The organism is Dokdonia sp. PRO95 (genome assembly GCF_000355805.1).
GTDB lineage: Bacteria > Bacteroidota > Bacteroidia > Flavobacteriales > Flavobacteriaceae > Dokdonia.
The window spans coordinates 629191-650619 of record NZ_CM001837.1; the positions used below are offsets into that span (position 1 = coordinate 629191).

General features: G+C 38.2%; 22 protein-coding genes and 1 tRNA gene. 17 read left to right on the top strand and 6 right to left on the bottom strand.

What is annotated here, in order from left to right; genetic code table 11:
• Window positions 1-13: 13 nt before the first annotated feature.
• From D017_RS02635 to D017_RS02660, 6 genes are all read right to left on the bottom strand, one after another.
• Window positions 14-1261 carry a hypothetical protein gene (locus D017_RS02635; RefSeq protein ID WP_035334524.1) on the bottom strand — a complete coding sequence of 416 codons (1248 nt, stop codon included), beginning with the start codon at window positions 1259-1261 and terminating at the stop codon, window positions 14-16.
• Window positions 1254-1979 carry a type III pantothenate kinase gene (locus tag D017_RS02640; protein WP_035334525.1) on the bottom strand — a complete coding sequence of 242 codons (726 nt, stop codon included), beginning with the start codon at window positions 1977-1979 and terminating at the stop codon, window positions 1254-1256. The genes D017_RS02635 and D017_RS02640 overlap by 8 nt, the downstream gene beginning before the upstream one ends.
• A 63-nt stretch (window positions 1980-2042) precedes the next feature.
• A complete protein-coding gene (locus tag D017_RS02645; RefSeq protein ID WP_081804622.1) occupies window positions 2043-2819 on the bottom strand; it encodes a M90 family metallopeptidase in 777 nt (258 codons plus the stop codon).
• A 19-nt stretch (window positions 2820-2838) separates the two neighbouring features.
• Window positions 2839-3687 (bottom strand): alpha/beta hydrolase, encoded by an 849-nt coding sequence (locus D017_RS02650; protein ID WP_035334526.1) that lies wholly within the window; start codon window positions 3685-3687, stop codon window positions 2839-2841.
• A gap of 150 nt (window positions 3688-3837) precedes the next feature.
• Complete coding sequence (locus tag D017_RS02655; RefSeq protein ID WP_035334527.1) at window positions 3838-4596, bottom strand: hypothetical protein; 759 nt, start codon at window positions 4594-4596, stop codon at window positions 3838-3840.
• A 227-nt stretch (window positions 4597-4823) separates the two neighbouring features.
• Window positions 4824-4896, bottom strand: a tRNA-Phe gene (locus tag D017_RS02660).
• A gap of 650 nt (window positions 4897-5546) precedes the next feature.
• On the opposite strand from D017_RS02660, the gene D017_RS02665 reads away from it, so the two are divergent.
• From D017_RS02665 to D017_RS02745, 17 genes are all read left to right on the top strand, one after another.
• Window positions 5547-5882 (top strand): arsenosugar biosynthesis-associated peroxidase-like protein, encoded by a 336-nt coding sequence (locus tag D017_RS02665; protein WP_013750118.1) that lies wholly within the window; start codon window positions 5547-5549, stop codon window positions 5880-5882.
• Window positions 5883-5961: 79 nt separating this feature from the next.
• A complete protein-coding gene (gene arsS, locus D017_RS02670; RefSeq protein ID WP_013750119.1) occupies window positions 5962-7017 on the top strand; it encodes an arsenosugar biosynthesis radical SAM (seleno)protein ArsS in 1056 nt (351 codons plus the stop codon).
• Window positions 7018-7108: 91 nt separating this feature from the next.
• Complete coding sequence (locus D017_RS02675) at window positions 7109-7714, top strand: DUF2064 domain-containing protein (RefSeq protein WP_051583782.1); 606 nt, start codon at window positions 7109-7111, stop codon at window positions 7712-7714.
• Between the two features lie 66 nt (window positions 7715-7780).
• Window positions 7781-10996, top strand: a complete 3216-nt coding sequence (locus tag D017_RS02680; RefSeq protein ID WP_035334529.1) for a SusC/RagA family TonB-linked outer membrane protein — start codon at window positions 7781-7783, stop codon at window positions 10994-10996.
• Between the two features lie 34 nt (window positions 10997-11030).
• Complete coding sequence (locus D017_RS02685) at window positions 11031-12470, top strand: SusD/RagB family nutrient-binding outer membrane lipoprotein (protein WP_035334530.1); 1440 nt, start codon at window positions 11031-11033, stop codon at window positions 12468-12470.
• 114 nt (window positions 12471-12584) lie between these two features.
• Window positions 12585-13919, top strand: a complete 1335-nt coding sequence (locus tag D017_RS02690) for a sodium:solute symporter (RefSeq protein ID WP_035334531.1) — start codon at window positions 12585-12587, stop codon at window positions 13917-13919.
• Window positions 13904-14359 carry a hypothetical protein gene (locus D017_RS15245; protein WP_152023850.1) on the top strand — a complete coding sequence of 152 codons (456 nt, stop codon included), beginning with the start codon at window positions 13904-13906 and terminating at the stop codon, window positions 14357-14359. The genes D017_RS02690 and D017_RS15245 overlap by 16 nt, the downstream gene beginning before the upstream one ends.
• A complete protein-coding gene (locus D017_RS02700) occupies window positions 14352-15179 on the top strand; it encodes a metallophosphoesterase family protein (RefSeq protein WP_035334533.1) in 828 nt (275 codons plus the stop codon). Before D017_RS15245 ends, D017_RS02700 begins: the two co-directional genes overlap by 8 nt.
• 3 nt (window positions 15180-15182) lie before the next feature.
• Window positions 15183-15677 carry a rhodanese-like domain-containing protein gene (locus tag D017_RS02705; protein WP_035334534.1) on the top strand — a complete coding sequence of 165 codons (495 nt, stop codon included), beginning with the start codon at window positions 15183-15185 and terminating at the stop codon, window positions 15675-15677.
• Complete coding sequence (locus D017_RS02710) at window positions 15678-15869, top strand: hypothetical protein (RefSeq protein WP_021778162.1); 192 nt, start codon at window positions 15678-15680, stop codon at window positions 15867-15869. It abuts the gene before it with no gap.
• A complete protein-coding gene (locus tag D017_RS02715; protein WP_035325526.1) occupies window positions 15869-16048 on the top strand; it encodes a hypothetical protein in 180 nt (59 codons plus the stop codon). Before D017_RS02710 ends, D017_RS02715 begins: the two co-directional genes overlap by 1 nt.
• Window positions 16048-16650, top strand: a complete 603-nt coding sequence (locus tag D017_RS02720; protein ID WP_035334535.1) for a TIGR04282 family arsenosugar biosynthesis glycosyltransferase — start codon at window positions 16048-16050, stop codon at window positions 16648-16650. The genes D017_RS02715 and D017_RS02720 overlap by 1 nt, the downstream gene beginning before the upstream one ends.
• Window positions 16651-16683: 33 nt before the next feature.
• Window positions 16684-17496 carry a purine-nucleoside phosphorylase gene (locus D017_RS02725; RefSeq protein ID WP_035334536.1) on the top strand — a complete coding sequence of 271 codons (813 nt, stop codon included), beginning with the start codon at window positions 16684-16686 and terminating at the stop codon, window positions 17494-17496.
• 81 nt (window positions 17497-17577) lie between these two features.
• Window positions 17578-18546 (top strand): arsenosugar biosynthesis arsenite methyltransferase ArsM, encoded by a 969-nt coding sequence (arsM, locus tag D017_RS02730; protein WP_035334537.1) that lies wholly within the window; start codon window positions 17578-17580, stop codon window positions 18544-18546.
• A 129-nt stretch (window positions 18547-18675) separates the two neighbouring features.
• Entirely contained in the window at window positions 18676-19566 is an 891-nt protein-coding gene (locus D017_RS02735; protein ID WP_035334538.1) for a sterol desaturase family protein, read from the top strand.
• Window positions 19567-19615: 49 nt separating this feature from the next.
• The gene (locus tag D017_RS02740) at window positions 19616-20515 is read left to right on the top strand and encodes a DUF547 domain-containing protein (protein WP_035334539.1); all 900 of its coding nucleotides are present in this window, start codon (window positions 19616-19618) and stop codon (window positions 20513-20515) included.
• A 91-nt stretch (window positions 20516-20606) separates the two neighbouring features.
• Entirely contained in the window at window positions 20607-21407 is an 801-nt protein-coding gene (locus D017_RS02745) for a DUF547 domain-containing protein (protein ID WP_035334540.1), read from the top strand.
• Window positions 21408-21429: the final 22 nt, after the last annotated feature.

The window sequence follows — 21429 nt, forward strand, 5'->3', positions numbered from 1 at the left end:
TTAGGTTTTTCAATTAATTAAATTTACTCTGGACGAACCATAAGTCGTTTACTGATAAGCTTATTCCTACATTAATAAAGTTCTCTTGAATAAGACCTGAATTTGTTGTTCCTCGCTGGCCCATCTCAAACATAAGGTTAAAATTACTTATTCTACGTCCTGTGGGTAGTCCTACTCCAAAAGATATGCCAAACTCGTTTATGTCCTCGTCAGACACTACAATACCGCTCTCTTCATATCTGAACCCAGCCCTGTAAGTAATACGATCCCAGTAACTTGTAACAGAGTTATATTTAGGTATATAAAATCCTCCTATACGCATCTGAGTAGCATCATCAAATGTTACATCATCTAGTGTAAATGTTCTATTACTAAAATTGCTTGATTTCTGGGATGTATATTCTGCGCCTATAAACCACTTATTTACACCTCCTATACCTAATCCTAAGGTCAAAGTAGAAGGGAAATCAAAATCTGAATCAAGCACATCAATCTGATCAGAATCCACATCTGCACTTACTCCAGAAGTATTAAAAATCACAGAAGCCACCTGACGTGAATTCTCTGTACCTATGTTTGAAGATGGAGAGTATTTAATAGATGATGTAAGTTGTAACTTATCTGATACCATACGCTCATATTGAGCTGCAAAATCAAAAGTAAATCCAGAAAAATCACTGCGATTACTTTCACGTGTAGCTAGCTCCACTCCTTCTTGAGACCTCAGAGCTTCATTCTGAATATTACCAAAGTTATAATGCGCACTAGCCCCTACTGTTAATCCAGGTGCTACCGTATATCCAGCAGATAAAAATGCCCTGTTAATACCACCACGACCCGTGAAGGCATTCACAACATCTTCAGTACTATCATCTAGATTATAACCCACCGTAGTATATGGCATAAGTCCAAAACTAACTCCTGCCTTTTTTGACACTGGAAATCCTATCGCTAGGTAATCAAATGTAGATTTTGAAGAGCCTTCTTCTGTAAAGCCATCTTTTGCCGTTACTTCTTGGTGGTTACCACCTACCGTAAAAGTGGTGTAACGCAATTTACCTAAAGACGCTGGGTTTAATAAATTCAAGTGTAAACTATCACTATAAGATTGTATACCTCCCATAGATTTATTTTCAACGGTACCTTTAAACTGTTGTAAACCTACACCGTAAAATGAATATGGAGATGTCGTAGCTCCCTCTTGTGCAAGACCCTTGAAGGCCACCATCAACACTGCTACTATAAAAAGTTTTTTAATCATTCTGATATGTTAAGATATAATTGAGGCCCTCTAGCAAAAATTTTGAGTGCGCAAAGATGCTATTTTTTAATCGTTTTGCCAAGAATTCGGCATCACCACCAGTTATTATTACTATTTCCACATTATAATGCTCTTTATAATGATTTATTGCACCGTCTATTTCAAGTAAAACCCCTTGCACTACCCCAGAGTGAATTGCTTCATCAGTACTCGTCCCCACAATATGCTCTGGCATTTGCTTTTCAAGTAGTGGTAAATTTGCAGTTAAGTTATTTAACGTCTCATAACGCAATCGTAGTCCTGGAGATATTGCCCCTCCCTTATAAGAGCCTTCTGCAGTAATAAAATCATAGGTGATACAAGTACCTGCATCTATAATGAGACCATTTTTTTTAGGATACGCTTTCGCGAAAGCGGAAACTAGCGCTATTCTATCTACTCCCAATGTATGTGGAGTGCCGTAATCATTACTAAATGGAAGTGGTGTTTTATGACTGAGTATTATAGTAGGAAATCTAAGCTGCACTGATCGCGCTTGCTCTTCAGAAAGCCTACCTACAGAAGATATAATAGCCTTCTTAATAGGATATAATCCCGCAAATTCACCTACTTCTTCTACAAAGTCTTTAAGAAGGAAGTGGTGCCAAGCCTGTAACACATCGCCATTAAAAACAGCCGTCTTGACTCTCGTGTTCCCTACATCAATAATAAGCTGCATAAATTATAGTAAGCTTCAAAAATACAAAAGCAAAGTACTCGTGGTGTTAAGGGAATGATAAAACTAAGCCGATTTATTGCCCATAAAACACATTTCTAGCATTTTATAGAGCTCTGGATGTTTTCTCTTAAACAATGCTGGACGCTCGAAAAAATACTCAGAAGCCACCGCAAAAAACTCAATCTCACTAGTCCCTCCATACTTCCGTATATCAGACTCATCATTATTTATAGCATCCATCTCCTTATACATGAGATCAAGCCATGGCATAATATATTCTTTCCCAAGCAACTGCTCTGGAACACCATCTACCACACCATCCATTTTATCAAGTAAATGAACAAATTCATGCACAGCTGTATTTCCTTTGTCTGTTTTATTTGTAAATCCAAATACGAGCGCTTTACGCGATAAAATCATATGATTCTCAAATTGCCCAGAACCCACCATACCACCTATGTTTCTATCCTCTCCCTCTGAGTGAAACTCCAAGTTTGCATTAAAATAATCTGGGTAGATTAGAACCGTGTCAAGGTTATTATAATGCCACTCCCCAAAGTTGAATATGGGAATAACAGCACTTGCAGCGACATAAATCTTATCTCTATCTGTAATTTCAAATTGCACAGCCTCCACATTTACTTCTGCGAGGAAAGCCATCATGCGCTTTTTAAAAAATGCTTGTTTCTCTGCAGGTAATTTCTGGTAAAATAACACCTCGTTACTTAAAATCTCCTCCCAGGCTACAGGGAATTGTTTTGGGGTACGCTTTCGCGAAAGCGTAAAAAGACCATAGCCCATAAAAATAAAAAGAGCTGCACCAGCTATAAATAAAATCATTTGCTAAAAATACATCATCCTACTCTTGCCCACTCATAAATTGTATAATCTCATCATACCTATTATTTGAACCAAAAATATATTGAGTAATCATAGGTACATGCTTTTTGTCTAGCGTGATCCTGCGTGCATTTGGCTGAAATTTAATGAGCGCTTCTTTAAAGCGATTATTTGCCACCGTAATAGAAGGATATGTTTTACTGCCTAAATAACTGAGTATAGGTGGCGTTTTATCATTAATGAAATATATGGGAGAGGCATCTTTCCACAACTTAGGATTAGTAGTCCACGTGGTATTGTAATTATCACTCGCACTTGGAGGGTTCTCACTCAAGTAATGATACATATCAAGTCCAGCTGCATCATTAAGGATAATCCCAGAAATATCATCTGGATTGATATTGTACTTAGGATTCATTACCGCCAGTGCCCCAAGGTGTCCGCCAGCCGAATGTCCCGTGACAAAAATCCTTTCAGGATCTCCGCCATATCGAGCAGCGTTTTCCTTTGTCCACGCTATTGCTTTTGCAATTTGCGCAGCTTGATCATCATAAGTAGCGTTAGGACTAAGCGTGTATCCTGGCAGTACAGCAAGAATATCTTTTTGCGCAAAGTTGCGTCCCAACCACCAGTATATTTCTTTTTTGCCTTGATTCCAGTTACCACCGTGCACATAAATAAGTACGGGTGTTTTTTCTTGATTGCCAGAAGGTTCATAAATATTAAGCGTAGGTGCCTCAAGATTTTCTGCTTGACTAGTGCTTATAATTTCTTCACCTAGGTAAGAGATGTTTTTATGTTTAGTACTTGAACAGCTCAACATAGTCACACCTAAAATTGCAATTGTTATATAGATATATGGACGCATATTTTTTTTATGCGAAGCTACTTTAGAATATCACGACTGTATGTTAAGCATATGGTAAGCAAATATTATAATTATCACAATAAGTGAGAAGAATGTGAGGTACAGATATCTTTCGCGTGAGCGACCAAGCACACCTTTCGATTCTAAAAATTAATCCAATTTCGCATACATTGAAAAACCACTATCATAAGGATCAATAAAGTGCTGCGAATTTCTCTCATAAAATTTTTTTGGAGATTCAAAACCTTCAATTATGTATGCTTTACGCTCTAGAATACTTAGACTCTTATTTTTAAAAACCGTCCATATTAGATCTTCGTAATAACTAGGGTCTACAAAGCTATCTGGGTTTTCTATTAACTCCTCCCTATATGGCTGTAAAATATCTCCAAGATCCATAAACTCTATCAATTGCCCATCCACCAGACTCATCATTAGAAATTTTCGATGAAGCCAGCCTATTCTATATGAAGAACCGTATATCCTACCCTCCTTATATCTGTCATCATAATCTTCAAATATTTTGAAGTCTTTTGTAGTTGACATCTTAAAGTAAAAATGTCGCTTAATTTTTACTAATTCTATATCTGTTAAGTCATCTACTTTTAATGGAGCTTCGATAGGATCTAGATAAAAATTGAATTCTTTAACTTTCCTAGATATATTGAGATAGAGCTGGTTATCTATAATTTTAAAACTAGAAGGGACATCCAAATAATTAGGAGTCCAAAATAAATCTCTTAAAGATTGAGGCAAAGCGAAACCACCGCAAGAATACCAACTCTTTAAATATTTCACTCTTTTGTAGATATTCCCTCCTCTGATTTGAGACCAACAGTTAATGAATTTTGTGTTTGAGTAGACCGTCCCATGAGAAAAGCCCTCTACAACAAAGTAATCATACTTCATACCCTCTTTACTATAACTCTTCCTATTCAATTTTAATAAGTTTCTTAATTAGACATTTTTTGCATTCAAAAACTTTTTCGAGTCAAAAGCTATTTATCTTATGATTCCTGAAAGATTATAAACGACTTTACATAGCGCATAAAAAAGTACGCAATATCTCTCAAATACCAATTAAATCTCAAACTTATCTAAAAACAAAAAACCCGATCAAAAGATCGGGTTTTTAGTGGTGCCTCCAGGAATCGAACCAGGGACACATGGATTTTCAGTCCATTGCTCTACCAACTGAGCTAAGGCACCTAAATATATTTAGGTTGCTTATGTTTGTTACTCGTGTATTCTAATAATTATCAGGATAACGTCTAGTAGCTTTCGTAAGCGGTTGCAAATATAAAACCTTTCTGAACTCTGGCAAGCATTTTTTCAAATAAAATTCATTTTTTTTGAAATTAATTTCATGTTTACAATCACAAGAACATTACCCAAAATCATAAACTATCTGTTCCTCATATACTTCCGACGGAAAAATGATTGTTGAGGAAAAATGTGAATGCGAAGGAGAATTTGGAAAATATTGCGGTTCTAAGCACAATCCTAGACTTCCTACGAGCTCATAGTCCTGTTTACCATTTGCAAGCACAATAGATTTTGCACTAAAAACTGTAATCCCAGCGAAATACAACGAGTTTTTATAATGACCGTGTGATCTAAACCTCGCCTTGAGAAGCTTGACTCACAATTCCTGCTAACTCACTACTATAAATTTAAAAATTTCTTTACCGCTAGCTATAAAGCCAAAAGTCGTTTTAGTTATAGTCATATCAATGGTTCCTATGCTAATGTACAGCTAGAATTACAAGACATCAAAACTTGAATCTAATTTTCTACGTAAGTAATTGGGAGTGGTTACGATTAAAGGTATATTCGTGTGTTTACACAACAATTTTATTATGGCAGATCAATATTACGACCCAAAAGATTTAAGAAAATTCGGAAAAATCACAGAGTGGAGTGAAGAGTTAGGAACTAAGTTTTTTGACTACTACGGTAAAGTTTTTGAAGAAGGAGCACTCACTGCGCGTGAGAAATCGCTCATCGCGCTTGCCGTTGCTCACACTGAGCAGTGCCCATATTGCATAGACGCATATACTAAAGACGGCCTACAGAAAGGAATCACTAAGGAAGAGATGATGGAGGCTGTGCACGTAGGTGCCGCTATAAAAAGTGGTGCGACGCTGGTACACGGCGTGATGATGATGAATAAAGTAAATAAACTAGACGGGTAGTTTTACGCTTTCGCGAAAGCGTACTCATACAGATTTCCAACCAAAAGAAATCAACCCTACAAACGACAAACATTTTTAAATGTCAGCAACAAAATCACTGAAGAAAGAAGGTAGCGAACTCGCACAAGCAAACAAGCAGATAGAAATTTTATCTAATGGTATTTTTAAGGACGAACTACCTACGTTTGCTAAAAAAATAAAAGAGACCAACCAGCTACCGTTACGCCCTAACAAACTAGAAATACTCCAAATAAACGTGGGGTATATGTGTAATCAAGTGTGTGATCACTGTCACGTAGATGCTGGCCCAGATCGCAAGGAGATTATGACTTGGGAGACTATGGAGCAATGTCTAGAAGTGATACGCAACACAGGAGCTCACACGCTAGATCTTACTGGTGGCGCACCAGAGATGAATCCGCATTTTAGACGTTTTGTAGAAGAAGCGAGTAAGGCTGGGATTAAAGACTTCATTGTGCGTTCTAACCTTACCATTATACGTGCAAATAAAAAGTACTACGATCTCCCAGATTTCTTTAAAAAACACAATGTACACGTCATCTCATCTATGCCACACTGGACACGTGGTAAAACAGACAAGCAGCGTGGTGATGGTGTTTTTGACAAGTCTATAAAAGCATTACAAGAGCTTAACGAGCGTGGCTACGGTATGCCTGGAAGCGACTTAAGACTAGACCTAGTTTACAATCCATCTGGAGCTTTCTTACCGGGAGACCAGGCAAGTATGGAGAAGGATTTTAAAAAGGCGCTTATGGAGGATTTTAATATCCAGTTCCACAACCTTTTTGCAATCACAAACTTACCTATAGCACGATTTTTAGATTACCTCATCGCATCAGAAAACTATGAGGATTATATGTATCAACTTGTAGAGGCATATAACCCTGCCGCAGTAGAAAATGTAATGTGTAAAAACACAATTTCAATAAGCTGGGATGGCTATTTATTTGATTGTGATTTTAATCAAATGCTAGAATTACCAGTGGCGAGTAGTGTAAAGCACATTAAAGATTATAATGAAGATTTACTTAATGATCGTAACATTATGATCTCTCAGCACTGTTATGGTTGTACTGCAGGCGCAGGAAGTAGTTGTCAAGGAACTGTTGCTTAATACGTAGAAAATCACGACACCAAAAACCGCCATACTCATATTTGCTCAAACAGCAACTACCGAAGCTTCTCGCAAGAAGCTCGGGCAGTCTGTGGCTTTATTTAAAGAGCTCAATAGGCAAACTATTGCTACGGCACGCAAGACAGGAATTCCCTACGTTATTTTTTCTGAAAATGAGCAGGTAGGAAACACCTTTGGCGAGCGTTTTACAAATGCGCTTACCTCGGTTTTTGACAGTGGTTATGACCAAGTTATAACCGTAGGTAATGACACTCCGCATCTTTCGGCGGGGCATATACTTTTAGCACAAGAAAAGCTCAAACAATCTGCGCTTGTTATTGGCCCAAGTACAGATGGCGGCTGTTATCTAATGGGGATTAAAAAGAAACATTTTAAGCCTGAGCAATTTAAAAACCTACCGTGGCAGTCTAGTAAACTGGGGGCTATTATTTCTGATACGCTTTCGCGAAAGCGTACAAACCTTTACCTCCTTGAAACGCTCTCAGATCTTGACACATTTGCAGATTTACAGCAGATGCTCAAAGAGGCTTCCACATTATCAAAAAGACTATTACAACTTATACAAAACATAGTAAATCAAGGTCTTTCTCTTGATTACCATACTACAAACCGATTCTTTGAGTCGCTCACTAAAAGCCACTTTAACAAAGGATCACCTTCATTAGTTCGTATTTAAATCTTGTAAGCCACAACAGCTTACAGTTATTCTTAGATTTTCTTATTTACCAACTAATACACTCAGATGAAATCATTTTATCTTAGTATGCTCTTGCTTTTTACAGCAAGTTTGTATGCTCAAACTACCGTTACCGGAACCGTCACAAGCGCAGAAGATAACACTACAATACCTTTTGTAAATGTCCTTGTAGAAGGCACAAATCAAGGAACCATTACAGACGAAAATGGTGTTTACACCATTACCATACCTACGGATGCATCCGTTTTAAAATTCTCTTCGCTCGGTTATAGCTCACAATTAATTACTGTAGCTGGCAGAACGCAAATAGACGTTGCTCTTAGCATTTCTCAAGAAGGACTTGACGAAGTGGTAGTTACCGCTCTAGGCGTAAAACGCAACACAAGAGAACTAGGATATACAATACAAACCATAAATGCAAAAGATATAGACGAGGTAAAGTCTGTAAACTTTCTAGACAACCTTTCTGGTAAGCTTGCTGGTGTTACTATCACTCAAGGAGCCACGGGTGTAGGATCTTCATCACGTATAAGTATACGTGGAGAAGCTTCGTTTTCTAATAACAATCCGTTGTTTGTAGTAGACGGTGTACCTATTAACAACAACACTGTTTTTAACTTCACAAATGAAGCAGCCGCAGGTTTTCAAGAGGTAGATTTTGGAAACGGCGCGATGGAAGTAAATCCAGATGACATTGCTTCTGTTTCTGTACTTAAAGGCCCAAGTGCAGCAGCACTATACGGTACGCGTGCGTCAAATGGAGTCATTGTTATAGAAACTAAAGATGGTAGCAAGAAAAAAGGACTTGGTATAAGCATTAACTCTTCTATCTTTTTTGACAGTGCTTTCCAACTTCCAGATTTTCAAAACGAGTACGGACAAGGACAAGGTGGCGTTTTTGAATATGTAGATGGTCTAGGTAGTGGTATTTCTGATGATATAACCTATTCATGGGGGCCACGCCTAGATATTGGCAATTTAATACCACAATTTGATAGTCCGGTGACACTCGCAGATGGAACTGTTGTGCGTGGGGGAGATACCGCGCTATACAATGGACTTGCCATCACTCCTACTGAATTTAGATCAAACCCAGACAACCTAAAAGACTTTTATGACACTGGAGTCACCACCATAAATAACGTATCTGTCTCTAGCGGATTTGACAAAGGAGATTTCCGTATATCGTTTACAGACCTACGTAGTGAGTCTATCATCCCTGGTGTGAACTTAGATAGACAAACCATCGCGACTAAACTCAACTTTAAGCCAACAGACAAAACTAAAATCAAGGCGAGCATTAGCTATGTAAACTCTGGTAGTGATAACCGCCCATCAAACGGATACGGAAGTGAGAATGTAAATTACTCACTCGTAGCCTGGGGACCTCGTTCTCTTAATATAGACAGCCTACGTGATTACTGGCAGCCAGGTTTAGAAGGCGTGCAGCAGTATTCTTTTAATTACACCTTCTTTGATAATCCGTTTTTTATTTTACAAGAAAACAGAAACTCTTTTAACCGTGATCGTGTTTTTGGAAACATAGCACTCACGCAGAGCCTTGCAAAAAATCTAGACCTTACCATACGTACAGGGATGGACTACAGCAGTGAGAAACGACAGTTTTTAAGAAACTTTAGCTCTAACCGCTTTTCAAATGGAGCTTATGCAGAGCATGATGTTCTCTATAGAGAGATAAACACAGATTTCTTACTTAACTACGACAACACATTTGGAGACTTCTCAGTAGATATAAGTCTTGGTGGCAATCGTTTATCTCAAATGGCTTCTACTAAACAAATTCAAACGATAAACCTAGCACAACCTGGGATTTTTAGTCTTAATAATGCCGCTTCTCCTATAGAAGCATTTGGGTTTGAGTCGGAAAAGCGTATCAATTCATTTTATGGTGTTGCAAAGCTAGGTTATAAGAACTTTTTATATCTAGACATTACAGGTCGTAATGACTGGTCAAGTGCACTGGCAACCCCTTTTAGTGCAGATAATACTTCATTTTTCTATCCATCTGCAAGTCTAAGTTTTATAGGTTCTAATATATGGGATCTTCCAGAAGTAGTGAGTTATTTACAACTAAGAGCAAGTGTTGCACAAGTAGGTAATGACACTAATCCTTTCCAAACCTCTGGCGCTTTTATCTCACAAACTCCTTTTGAAGGACAGCCTACTTCTAGTGCGCAAAATTTTATACCCAATCCTAATTTAAAGCCAGAGTTTACTACCTCTTATGAAGTAGGTACGGACGCTCGCTTTTTTAGAAATCGTTTAAATATTGATTTTACTTACTATAATACACTAACAGAAGATCAGATTGTATCTCTCCCTATCGCTATTTCCTCTGGTTTTAACCAGCAAGTAGTAAATGGTGGAGCAGTAAGAACTACAGGGATAGAAGTTATTGCTAGCATTACTCCTATTGTAAATGAAAATTTTAAATGGAATACCACACTCAACTTTAGCACAAATAAGTCTGTGGTAGAGAGTATACCTCAATCTGGAGGTCGTCTTACTTTAGGCTTTAGTCGTATTTATGATAGTGCAAATCAAACTGTCTTTTTTCAGGTAGAAGAAGGTGGCGAGGTAGGAGATATTTATGGCACTGGCTATTTACGTAACGATAACGGAGAATTTATTATAGACGATGAAGGTGGTTTTATAGAAGATAATAATTTAAAAAAACTAGGAAACTATACTCCAGATTTCAACTTAGGTTGGAATAATGAATTTCGTTTTAAACAATGGAACGCTTCCTTCTTATTAGACTGGCGTCAAGGAGGAGAGATTGTTTCTCGCACGCGCGCACTAGGTAATGTAGGAGGGCAGCTAGCCGAAACTTCTTTTCGTCCAGAAGATGGCATTATAGCTCAAGGGGTTGTTAATACAGGCACTGCTGCAAATCCTAATTTTACGCCTAATACAACAGCAGTCACTGCCGAAAATTATTACCGCCAGTTCTATAATCGCAATCATGAAGAAAATAATATTTATGATGCTTCCTTTCTTAAGCTTAGACAGTTTTCTGTAGGATATTCATTCAAATTAAAAGAGGGCTTCATCGGACTTAAAGAAGGTATCGATGTCGATCTTTCAGTGATAGGTCGCAATCTTTTTGCCATCACAGAAAATCCACATTTTGATCCTGAGCAACTTGCAGTGCAGGGACAAGGGTTTGTAAGCGGTGTAGAAGATTTGAGCTATGCCACAACAAGAAGCTTCGGATTTAAAGCTGGATTTAATTTTTAACGCTTTCGCGAAAGCGTAACATAAAACATTACAAATGAAACATTTTTTATACATCACTTCCCTCCTGCTATTACTTGGCATGAGTAGTTGCACCGAAGATTTTGAAGAAATAAATACAAATCCTAACGACCCTGTGACCGTACAACCTAGCCTATTGTTAAGGCAGGTTATTTATGATTATGGAGAACAAATGAGTTATGAAGGCTTTGTGGCTGGTGATTTATTATCACAGCACAGAACTGCGCTAGGCTTTAATCTCTTTGATCGCCATGCTCTTAAGTCACCTCAACTAGGAGGGAATCCTTGGCCTATATTTTACACTAATTTGAGAGACAATGAGATTATTATAAATCAATCTAGAGAGTCTACACTATTTGACGTTTATGAAGGTCCTGCATTAATTTTAAAAGCATACATGACGGCTGGGCTTACAGACCTTTTTGGGGATGTTCCTTACTCCGAAGCGTTTAATGGTGCACAAGGCACAGTAACACCCACTTACGATAATCAAGAAGACATCTATATGGCAGATGGTGGAATTTTAGACAACCTAAATACTGCGATTGCTATTATTGAGGCCTACGAGAATGATAACATTTTAGAAGGAGACATCCTTTACGGTGGTGATTTACAAGGCTGGATACGATTTGCAAATAGTTTAAAAATTAAACAACTACTGCGTATTTCAGACCGCGTAGATGTAAGTAATGAACTCCAAGATCTCTTTGATGAAGGCAACTACATTACAAGTAATGATCAAAATGCAATTTTTAACTTTAGTAATACAGTTCCTAATAGTTTTCGTCTGGCGCAATTACGCGCGGGAGATTTTAACAACTTTGTGCTTTCTGAAACGATGGAAACTATTCTTGTAGATTTTGAAGACACGCGACTTAATACTTTTTTTAGAACAGCATCAAGCACAGGTATTTTTAATGGATTAGTTAATGGGATTGATGCATCTGCTGGTGCTCCTGTACTAGGCAATTTATCACTAGGAGGTACTGCTTTTAGAGAAGACACCTCTGTACTAGATGCCAACTTTATGACGGCTTGGGAGACTTCTCTAGCACTAGCAGAAGCTGCCCAGCGCGGCCTTATTACCGCAGATGCGCAGGCACTTTATGAGAATGGCGTTACTCTCGCTTTTGAATACTGGCAAACACCATTACCAGCAGATTATCTAACAGGAAATGCTGCTTTTAATAACGCAGATAGTTCGCCACTAGAACAAATACTTACTCAAAAATGGATTGCAAACATCATAAACGGCTATGAAGGTTGGATAGAATATAGACGTACCGGTTTTCCTGAGTTTATGGATGTGCAAGCAAGTCTTAATGACGGTTTAATTCCCGTACGTATGCCTTACCCATCTGAAGAAGAAGCGCTCAATGCAGATAATTACCAGACAGCATTTGATGCCACAGATGGCAATAGCCTTAATGTGCGCGTGTGGTGGGATGTAGATTAAGGAATTGTGGGCGGGTACTGCGGACATCTCCCCTAGCCCCTCTTCAAAGAGGGGAACACAAGAACCAAGCTTTTGCAAAGCAAAAGCGATTACAACTAGTTAAGTAATTACTATATGAATGTAGAAATCTGGCAATGGGGATTAATTATAGCATCGAGTGTGTTGATGTTTGTGCTGTCCCCGCTTGCCAAAAGTCCTGATGAGTTTTTTAAAGCTACGCATCGTAAGAAGTCTCCTAATGTGTGGATGCTTACGGGTAGTCTCATTATCTCGTGGATTTTTGCAAAGAGTATAACTAATGCTGCCAACTTAGGCCTGAGTTTTGGGATTGTGGGTGGTGTGGCTTATGCGGGTTATTACCTCTCCTTTGGTGTGGCTGGTGTGATTATCTACCAGATGCGTTTGCAAGGTGGATTTACAAGTATACATCAGTTTCTGACTTCTCGATTTGGAAAAGGAGCGATGCGCTTATTTTCTGTGCTCATTGCTATTAGACTTTTTAATGAGGTCTGGAGTAACACGATGGTGATAGGGTCTTACTTTGGAGAAATGGGAAGTACTCCTTACTATTGGGCGATTCTGGTCTTTACGATACTCACTCTGGCTTATGCGCTCAAGGGCGGATTGAGCAGTTCTATATTTACAGATGTGATACAGATGGGATTATTCTCCATACTGCTATGTGTGATTTTATGGAGTATATTTTCGGTAGATGATTTTAGTGTGAAGGAGGTTGCGACTTCTGGAACGTGGAGTTTTGATCTTGGTCTTAATTTGCTTTTTGCAGCCTTGTTACAGTCATTCTCATATCCCTTTCACGATCCTGTATTAACAGATAGAGCTTTTTTAAGTTCGCCAAAGGTGACTTTACGTAGCTTTCTAATCGCCTCGGTATTGGGAGCTGCTTGTATTATATTATTTAGTGTAATAGGTGTGTACGCCCAGTCACAAGGAATGGCAGGCCAAGCCGCGGTAGAAGTGGGTAAAGCTTTTGGCGTAGTCATATTGTTAGTCATAAACTTTATTATGATTACCTCGGCGGCATCTACGCTAGATAGTACATTCTCGTCATTTTCAAAGCTACTTTCAGTCGATTTAAATTTAGGTAAAAATCTTTCGTTTGGGAGATTATCTATGGCTGTAATTGCCATATTGGGAACCACTCCCGTATTTCTCAATGCAGAGATTTTAAGCGCCACGACCATATCTGGAACAATGGTAATTGGACTAACGCCAGTATTTTTATTTTGGCGAAAGCCAGCCCCAAAAATCAGTTATTACTTGAGTGTAGTAACTGGTATCATTTTTGGCTTCATATTAGTTTTTGATGCCTTACCACTATCATTACAATTTACAACAGGATCTTATGCTGCGTTACTCTGGACAAACGTCTGGGGCATCACAGCTTGTACCATATTATACCTCATACCACGATGGATAAAAAGATAATTCTCTTAGCAACATTAATACTCTTTAGTATAAGTTTTGGTTATTGTCAAGATCGGACAATTAAGGGTAAGATATTATTTCAAGGATTAGACCCTTACCCTGGAGTGCTAATCACATCGAACGATTCTACCATTCTAGACACCACAGACTTCAATGGGAATTTCAGCTTTGAAAAGACTAACTACATTAGCTCTATAAAGTTTCAATCAGTAATGGCTCAAGAAGAAAATATTAAGATAATAGATAGCTGTGATTTCTACAATATAATTCTGTTGAACGAATGGACATATGACTATACAAGTATGCGCAGAGCGAAAAGAAAATTGGCAAGAGAGAGAAAGAAATTACTTCCAAACCTTTATGTAAAAGCTTACGAGGATAAAAAATTTGATAGTTCTAATTGTAATTACCAAGAATACAAAAGCTTTAAACGTGGATAAAAAGATAAAAAACATAGGCAATCTCACTGGCAAAGTATTGCTTTATGGCGGTGTGTATAGCAATCTACAAGCGCTAGAGAAACTAAAATCTATTGCAGAGCAACAAGGGATTGCTCCAGAAAATTGCATCTGCACAGGAGATATCGTGGGTTATTGTGCGCAGCCTGAAGAAACCGTACAACTCTATAAAATATGGGGAACACACGGTATTGCTGGTAATGTAGAAAAACAGCTGAGTGAGGGCGCAGAAGATTGCGGTTGCGATTTTAGAGAGGGATCGCGTTGTGATGGTTTTAGCCAGCTGTGGTATCCATATGCACAAAGCAAACTCTCTAAGAATTCGCTAGAGACATTAGAGGCGCTTGCAGACCATATTACATTTACCTACGCTGGTAAAAAGGTGACGGTTGTACACGGCTCATATAATCATATTTCTGAATTTATATTTAAATCTACGCCTTGGGAAATAAAAGGTTCAAATTTTGATACAACCCAAAGTGATGTGATTGTTGCAGGACATTGCGGCTTGCCTTTTCATACGGAGCAAGAAGATAAACTCTGGCTCAACCCTGGCGTGATTGGGATGCCAGCAAATGATGGCTCTACCGAAGTCTGGTATGCCATTCTAGATGATACTTCTGACAATCTTAGCTATGAACATCATACATTTGCATATAATTACAAGCTCACGAGCCAGTTAATGCAAAACGGCTTACTGCCAGAAGAGTATGCGCGTACCATCGTAACTGGCATCTGGGACAACACAGAAATACTGCCACCTGTAGAGAGTGGCTTACAAGGATTTGGCATAAAACTATAAGACGTGAACACTAAGAATATCGCTTACAAATTACTTCTATTGGTTTCGGCAGTTTCATTTGGACAGTCGGATATGGATGTGCTCTTAAAACAGTACAACACGCGCTCTGTTCCTTATATTTCTGTGCAAGAACTCAAGATGGAAATGAGTGACTATTTAATTTTAGACACTCGTAAAAAGGAAGAATTTGAGGTAAGCCATATCCCAGGAGCAGTGTGGGTTTCTGAGAAGGTGAATGATAGTATGTACGCTTTCGCGAAAGCAAAAAAAGATCAACCCATCGTCGTTTATTGCTCTGTAGGGATACGCTCTGAAGATTTTGGCGAGCGACTGAAGAAGAAAGGATTTACAAACGTCAAAAATCTATACGGGAGCATATTTGCGTGGAAAGATGAAGGCTACGAAATTCAAAACAAGAACAAACAACCAACCGACTCTGTTCACGTATTTTCCAAAGTTTGGGGGAAGTATTTAAAAACAGGACATAAAGTTTACTAGATGAATAAATATATACCACTCATTTTTATAGGACTCACCATAGGAGGATTTGCTTTACTGGCATATCATCTTACTAACGAGACATCCACCTGGAAAGACTATCTCTCTAGTAGTCTCATTATTATTGCAAATATTGGGATGTTTATAGCTATTAAAAAAAGTGACCAGTGGACAAAAAAAGATGATGAGTAATGACTAGAAAGAAAATCATACTCATATTTATCATACTCCTTATCCTATTACTCGTACTAACCGTAAGCAAGCTAAATTTTGAAAACCTAAGTTGGTCTATTAATGCGAGTATATACCAGCAGCTCATCACGATGGCGCTTATGTTTTTGTACCTCGTATATAATTATAGAAAGCAATAATGAAAAAAAACATAGTACTCATATTCACCAGAAATCCAGAACTAGGCAAAGTAAAAAGCAGACTAGCCAAAGGTGTAGGTCAAGAAAACGCTCTTGAGATTTACAAGAAGCTCTTATCACACACCAAAGACGTAGTAAGCACTTTAAATTGTACTAAACGTGTGGGCTACTCTGTAAAGGTGCGCGATAATGATATGTGGGATAATGCTATTTTTGAAAAATTCCGGCAAGAGGGTGAAGATCTAGGTATACGTATGCATAGTGCATTTGAAAAAGCCTTTGCAGATGGGTATGACAATGTACTCATTGTAGGCAGTGACCTTTATGACTTGCGTGCTTCTCACATAAATGAGGCTTTTGACGCCCTACACTCTAATGATGCAGTAATAGGCCCAGCCCAAGATGGTGGTTATTATTTATTGGGAATGAACAAGCTTGTAAAAGACGTATTTTACAATAAAGAATGGGGTGGCGATACGGTATTTGCCAGTACTATAAATGATCTAGCAACAGCAAAAGTTCATCAACTTGAAACCCTTAACGACATTGACTTTGCAGAGGACTTAAAACCGTATGCTGAGTTTGCTCAGTATTTACAATAACAAGAAAATTTAATACGTTTAAAAAAACATATTATGGAAAAATATATCATAGAAACAGCAGATTACTTAAAAAGCAAAGGCTTTGAAAACCCTGAAGTAGGTATCATTTTAGGTACTGGTCTTGGGCAACTTATTGATCGTGTTGAGATAGAACACACCGCAAGCTATAATCATATTCCTAATTTTCCAACGGCAACTGTAGAGTTCCATACAGGTAAATTAATTTACGGTACGCTTGAAGGTAAAAAGGTTATCATTATGCAAGGTCGTTTTCACGTGTATGAAGGCTACTCACTTACAGATGTAACTTACCCAGTACGTGTGATGCACGCTTTAGGCATCAAGCACCTATTAGTATCTAATGCTTCTGGAGCGATTAACCTTGATTTCAAAAAAGGAGAATTAATGCTCATAGATGATCACATTAATCTACAAGGAGGATCACCGCTAGCTTTTAAAGGAGTAGAAAAAATGGGAGAGCGCTTTGTAGATATGAGCGCACCTTATGATGCTGCTATGAACAATACGCTACGCACTATTGCAAAAGATAATGGCATAAACTTACACGAAGGAGTATATGCATCTGTAGTAGGTCCACAGCTGGAAACTCGCGCAGAGTATCGCTACTTAAGAATTATAGGAGCAGATGCTGTAGGGATGAGTACCGTACCAGAAATTATCGTAGCAAATCACTTAAAACTTCCAGTGGTGGCAGTATCGGTTCTTACAGATGAGTGTGACCCAGACAACCTCAAGCCAGTAGATATTCCAGAAATAATCGCAATGGCTGGTAAGGCAGAGCCAGAGATGATCACACTCTTTACGGGATTGATTAAATCTTTGTAAAGTACGCTTTCGCGAAAGCGGAATCTAAACCAAAAGATATCATTATTACAAACGAACTACTATCTATTCAAACAACGAGTTATGAGTTACCTTAATGCTACAAATGATCTTTATAAAGAAGCAGCACTTACACCAGATGTAGGACTGTGCTGTACTACAAATCCTATCTGGGAGTTACCTGGATTAAAGATCCCAAAGATTATGCAAGAGATGAATTACGGTTGCGGAAGCACTGTAAATGCTCGTGATCTTACTAATGAGCCTAAGATGCTATATGTAGGTGTAGGTGGTGGTATGGAGCTATTACAGTTTGCATACTTTAATCGTAATAAAGGTGGCGTAGTAGGTGTAGATGTAGTGGATGAAATGCTAGAAGCGTCTCGCAAAAACTTTATAGAAGCAGAGAAGTTAAACCCTTGGTTTAAGAGCGAATTTGTAGATCTTCAAAAAGGAGATGCCCTTAACCTCAATGTGGCAGATAACTCAATAGACGTAGCAGCACAAAACTGCCTCTTCAACATCTTTAAAGCCGAAGATTTAAAACGCGCCATTGCAGAGATGTATCGCGTGCTTAAACCTCACGGTAAACTTGTAATGAGCGACCCTACTTGTGAGCAGGAAATGAATGAAGAATTACGTAATGATGATCGTTTACGTGCGCTTTGTCTTTCTGGGAGTTTACCCATAGCCGAGTATGTAAAAGCACTTACAGATGCCGGTTTTGGAACTATTGAGATAAGAGCTCGTAAGCCATATAGAATACTTAATCCTGGGGCGTATCCTACAGATGAGCTCATTTACATTGAGTCTATTGAAGTAGCAGCAATCAAAGATCCTATGCCAGCAGACGGACCTTGTATTTTTACAGGTAAAGCTGCCATTTATTATGGAGAAGAAGACTTTTTTGATGATAAGCTAGGACACATCCTTCTTAAAAATCAGCCGCTGGCTATTTGTGATAAAACAGCAGGAGCACTTGCTGCTTTAGGACGTGATGACATCTTTATAAGCGAGTCTACGTATCACTATGATGGTGGTGGATGTTGCTAAGCGAATAACTATAAAATTAGCACACTTGTAAGGATTCAAATCTATTGAAACCTTGTAAGGATAATACAAAAGGCACAACTAAGGTTGTGCCTTTTCATTTTTGTAAATTTGTTATTATCACTTTATAATATGCGCAAATACGTAGATACTTTCTTACAATCTTACTCCGACTATTGGAGTTATTTTAAGCGCGAGATTTTCTTTGAGAATAACTGGGATAATTATTTCTGGGGATTAATCATTGTATCTCTTGTAGTATGGGGGTTAGAAATTGCATTTCCGTGGCGTAAGAATCAGAAGATTTTTCGTGAAGACTTCTGGATGGACTTATTTTATATGTTCTTTAATTTCTTCTTCCTCAATCTCATTGTATTTATCGCACTCACAAATACCGCAGCACTGTTTTTTGATGATATTCTAGGCGTGGTAGGATTAGAATTAAGTGATTTCCAACTTTTTGATGTAGACACATTACCCTTTGGCGTAGGGTTGCTTATCTTTTTTATCATATCTGACTTTGTACAGTGGAACACGCACAGAATACTACACAGAGTTCCATTTTTATGGAATTTTCACAAAGTACATCACTCCACGAAGGAGATGGCTTTTGCAGCACAGATGCGCTATCACTGGGTAGAGCCCATTATGTATAAATCCTTTTTATACATTCCTATTGCGATTATAGGAGGTTTTGACCTTGCATATGTGGCTATCATACATTTTACCGCACTTACTGTAGGTCACCTCAACCATGCAAACATAGGCTGGGATTATGGCCCGCTTAAGTATATTCTCAATAACCCTAAGATGCACATCTGGCATCACGCAAAAGAATTACCTGAGCGTGTAAAGTATGGCGTAAACTTCGGACTAACGTTGAGTGTATGGGATTACCTTTTTGGAACAAGTCATGTTCCGCATGATGGTCGTGATATAGAATTAGGGTTTGATGGAGATGAAACATTTCCAACGGACTTTGTAGGTCAAATCACCTATCCTCTTTCTGAAAAAGAAAAGTAGGTTATTGCATACGCTGTCGCGAAAGCGAAATAATCTTATAAAAAATCTGATGCAAAAATTAACTTACTTCATACTTACAATTGCACTTCTCACTAGCTGTAGCAGTTCTAAAAATATCACAACTACTCCCGAACCAAAGACTCCAATGGTTATTACCGAGTCCCGCGTTGAAATCCCGCAAACGGTAATTACCGAATCAGAAGAAGTTGAAACTACAATTTCCGAACTAGAGGAAGTCCTTGAAGTTGCCGTCTCAAATAGTGAACCTGAAGAGTTTGTTGAAGTGGAAACAGTCCAAGAAGCTACAAGTTTTAATCATGACGCTTTTGATACACTTTTAAAGAAATACGTTTCTAAAGAAGGTAATGTAAACTACAGTGGTATCAAATCAAACTGGAGTAGTTTGCGTTCATATATCGCTTCCTTAGGGCAATCACTGCCTACAGAGGGCTGGTCACAAGAAGAGAAACTATCGTACTGGATGAATGCATATAATGCAATGACGATAGATCTTATACTACGCAACTATCCACTTGAGAGTATAAAAGATATTAAAGATCCGTGGGATCAACGGTTTTGGAAATTAGGAGACAAGTGGTATAATCTCAATGAGATTGAGCATAAGATTCTACGTAAGATGGGCGATGCTCGCATACACTTTGGGATAAATTGTGCTTCTTTCTCTTGTCCGCCACTGCTTAATGAGGCATTTACACCTAGTAAGGTAGATGCACAACTAGATATGCTTTCGCGCAAATTTATCAATGATCCTACCCGCAATACTATCACAAGTGATCGCGTCGAAGTTTCAAAGATTTTCACTTGGTTTGCAAAAGATTTTAAAACAGACGGCTCTCTCATAGATTTCTTGAACCGCTACTCCACGACCTCAATTTCAGAGAATGCGAGAGTGCGTTATCGTGATTATGACTGGACATTAAATAAGTAGTAATGTTTTCACAAAACTCACTTAACTACACGTTAATGGGTATTGGTTTTGCTTTCGCGAAAGCGATATTGTACTCTCAATAAGATATATTATGAAAAACTTCTTACGATTACTTACCATAAGTGCCTTTGTAATTACGTTGCAAAGTTGTGCTACGCTAGCTGCAGGTGGAATTACAAGTCAAGGACAGCCTACTAAACAAGTAGAAGGAACACTAACCTCAACTACTGCAAACTCTACTGTAAATGTAGATCACTCTGCCTGGGACAGGCTTCTTAAAAAGCATGTAGACTCAAAAGGAATGGTAGATTATAAAGGATTTGCCAAAGATCAAGAAGCTCTTAATGCTTACTTAGATAAACTTGCTAGCCTAGATCCTAATAATGACTGGAGCGTTCAAGAATTGCTGGCTTATTACATCAATATTTACAATGCGTATACCGTAGATCAAATCCTTAAAAATCCAAATGTTACGAGCATAAAAGAAATAGACGGTGTATGGACTAAGGGAATTGTAACTGTGCAAAACCGCAAACTTTCTCTAGGAGGAATAGAGAATGGCGTACTACGCAAGATGAACGAACCTAGAATACACTTTGCTATAAACTGTGCTTCTATTTCATGCCCACCGCTATTGAGAGAAGCATACACTGCAGGAAAAATCAATGAGCAATTAGAGAGAGCCACGAAGGAATTTATAAATAGTGACAAGAATACTATCACAGCAAATAAAGCAGAGCTATCTTCTATTTTTAAATTTTACACAAAGGACTTTTATAGAGGATCTAATGAAAGTTTAATCCCTTACATAAATAAATACAGCATAGTAGAAGTTAAAGGAGATGCGCCTGTCACCTTTAAAGAATATAACTGGGGATTAAATAAACAATAATTGAAAACCATCTCTACTCTTT

Excerpts from the sequence above, each read along its gene's own strand:
- D017_RS02655 (WP_035334527.1), bottom strand. The coding sequence starts at position 4,596 with ATGAAGTATGATTACTTTGTTGTAGAGGGCTTTTCTCATGGGACGGTC.
- D017_RS02685 (WP_035334530.1), top strand. The coding sequence starts at position 11,031 with ATGAAACATTTTTTATACATCACTTCCCTCCTGCTATTACTTGGCATG.
- D017_RS02745 (WP_035334540.1), top strand. The coding sequence starts at position 20,607 with ATGAAAAACTTCTTACGATTACTTACCATAAGTGCCTTTGTAATTACG.
- D017_RS02740 (WP_035334539.1), top strand. The coding sequence starts at position 19,616 with ATGCAAAAATTAACTTACTTCATACTTACAATTGCACTTCTCACTAGC.
- D017_RS02650 (WP_035334526.1), bottom strand. The coding sequence starts at position 3,687 with ATGCGTCCATATATCTATATAACAATTGCAATTTTAGGTGTGACTATG.
- D017_RS02680 (WP_035334529.1), top strand. The coding sequence starts at position 7,781 with ATGAAATCATTTTATCTTAGTATGCTCTTGCTTTTTACAGCAAGTTTG.
- arsM (WP_035334537.1), top strand. The coding sequence starts at position 17,578 with ATGAGTTACCTTAATGCTACAAATGATCTTTATAAAGAAGCAGCACTT.
- D017_RS02735 (WP_035334538.1), top strand. The coding sequence starts at position 18,676 with ATGCGCAAATACGTAGATACTTTCTTACAATCTTACTCCGACTATTGG.
- D017_RS02665 (WP_013750118.1), top strand. The coding sequence starts at position 5,547 with ATGGCAGATCAATATTACGACCCAAAAGATTTAAGAAAATTCGGAAAA.
- D017_RS02690 (WP_035334531.1), top strand. The coding sequence starts at position 12,585 with ATGAATGTAGAAATCTGGCAATGGGGATTAATTATAGCATCGAGTGTG.
- D017_RS02710 (WP_021778162.1), top strand. The coding sequence starts at position 15,678 with ATGAATAAATATATACCACTCATTTTTATAGGACTCACCATAGGAGGA.
- D017_RS02725 (WP_035334536.1), top strand. The coding sequence starts at position 16,684 with ATGGAAAAATATATCATAGAAACAGCAGATTACTTAAAAAGCAAAGGC.
- D017_RS15245 (WP_152023850.1), top strand. The coding sequence starts at position 13,904 with ATGGATAAAAAGATAATTCTCTTAGCAACATTAATACTCTTTAGTATA.
- D017_RS02640 (WP_035334525.1), bottom strand. The coding sequence starts at position 1,979 with ATGCAGCTTATTATTGATGTAGGGAACACGAGAGTCAAGACGGCTGTT.
- D017_RS02645 (WP_081804622.1), bottom strand. The coding sequence starts at position 2,819 with ATGATTTTATTTATAGCTGGTGCAGCTCTTTTTATTTTTATGGGCTAT.
- D017_RS02715 (WP_035325526.1), top strand. The coding sequence starts at position 15,869 with ATGACTAGAAAGAAAATCATACTCATATTTATCATACTCCTTATCCTA.
- D017_RS02635 (WP_035334524.1), bottom strand. The coding sequence starts at position 1,261 with ATGATTAAAAAACTTTTTATAGTAGCAGTGTTGATGGTGGCCTTCAAG.
- D017_RS02720 (WP_035334535.1), top strand. The coding sequence starts at position 16,048 with ATGAAAAAAAACATAGTACTCATATTCACCAGAAATCCAGAACTAGGC.
- arsS (WP_013750119.1), top strand. The coding sequence starts at position 5,962 with ATGTCAGCAACAAAATCACTGAAGAAAGAAGGTAGCGAACTCGCACAA.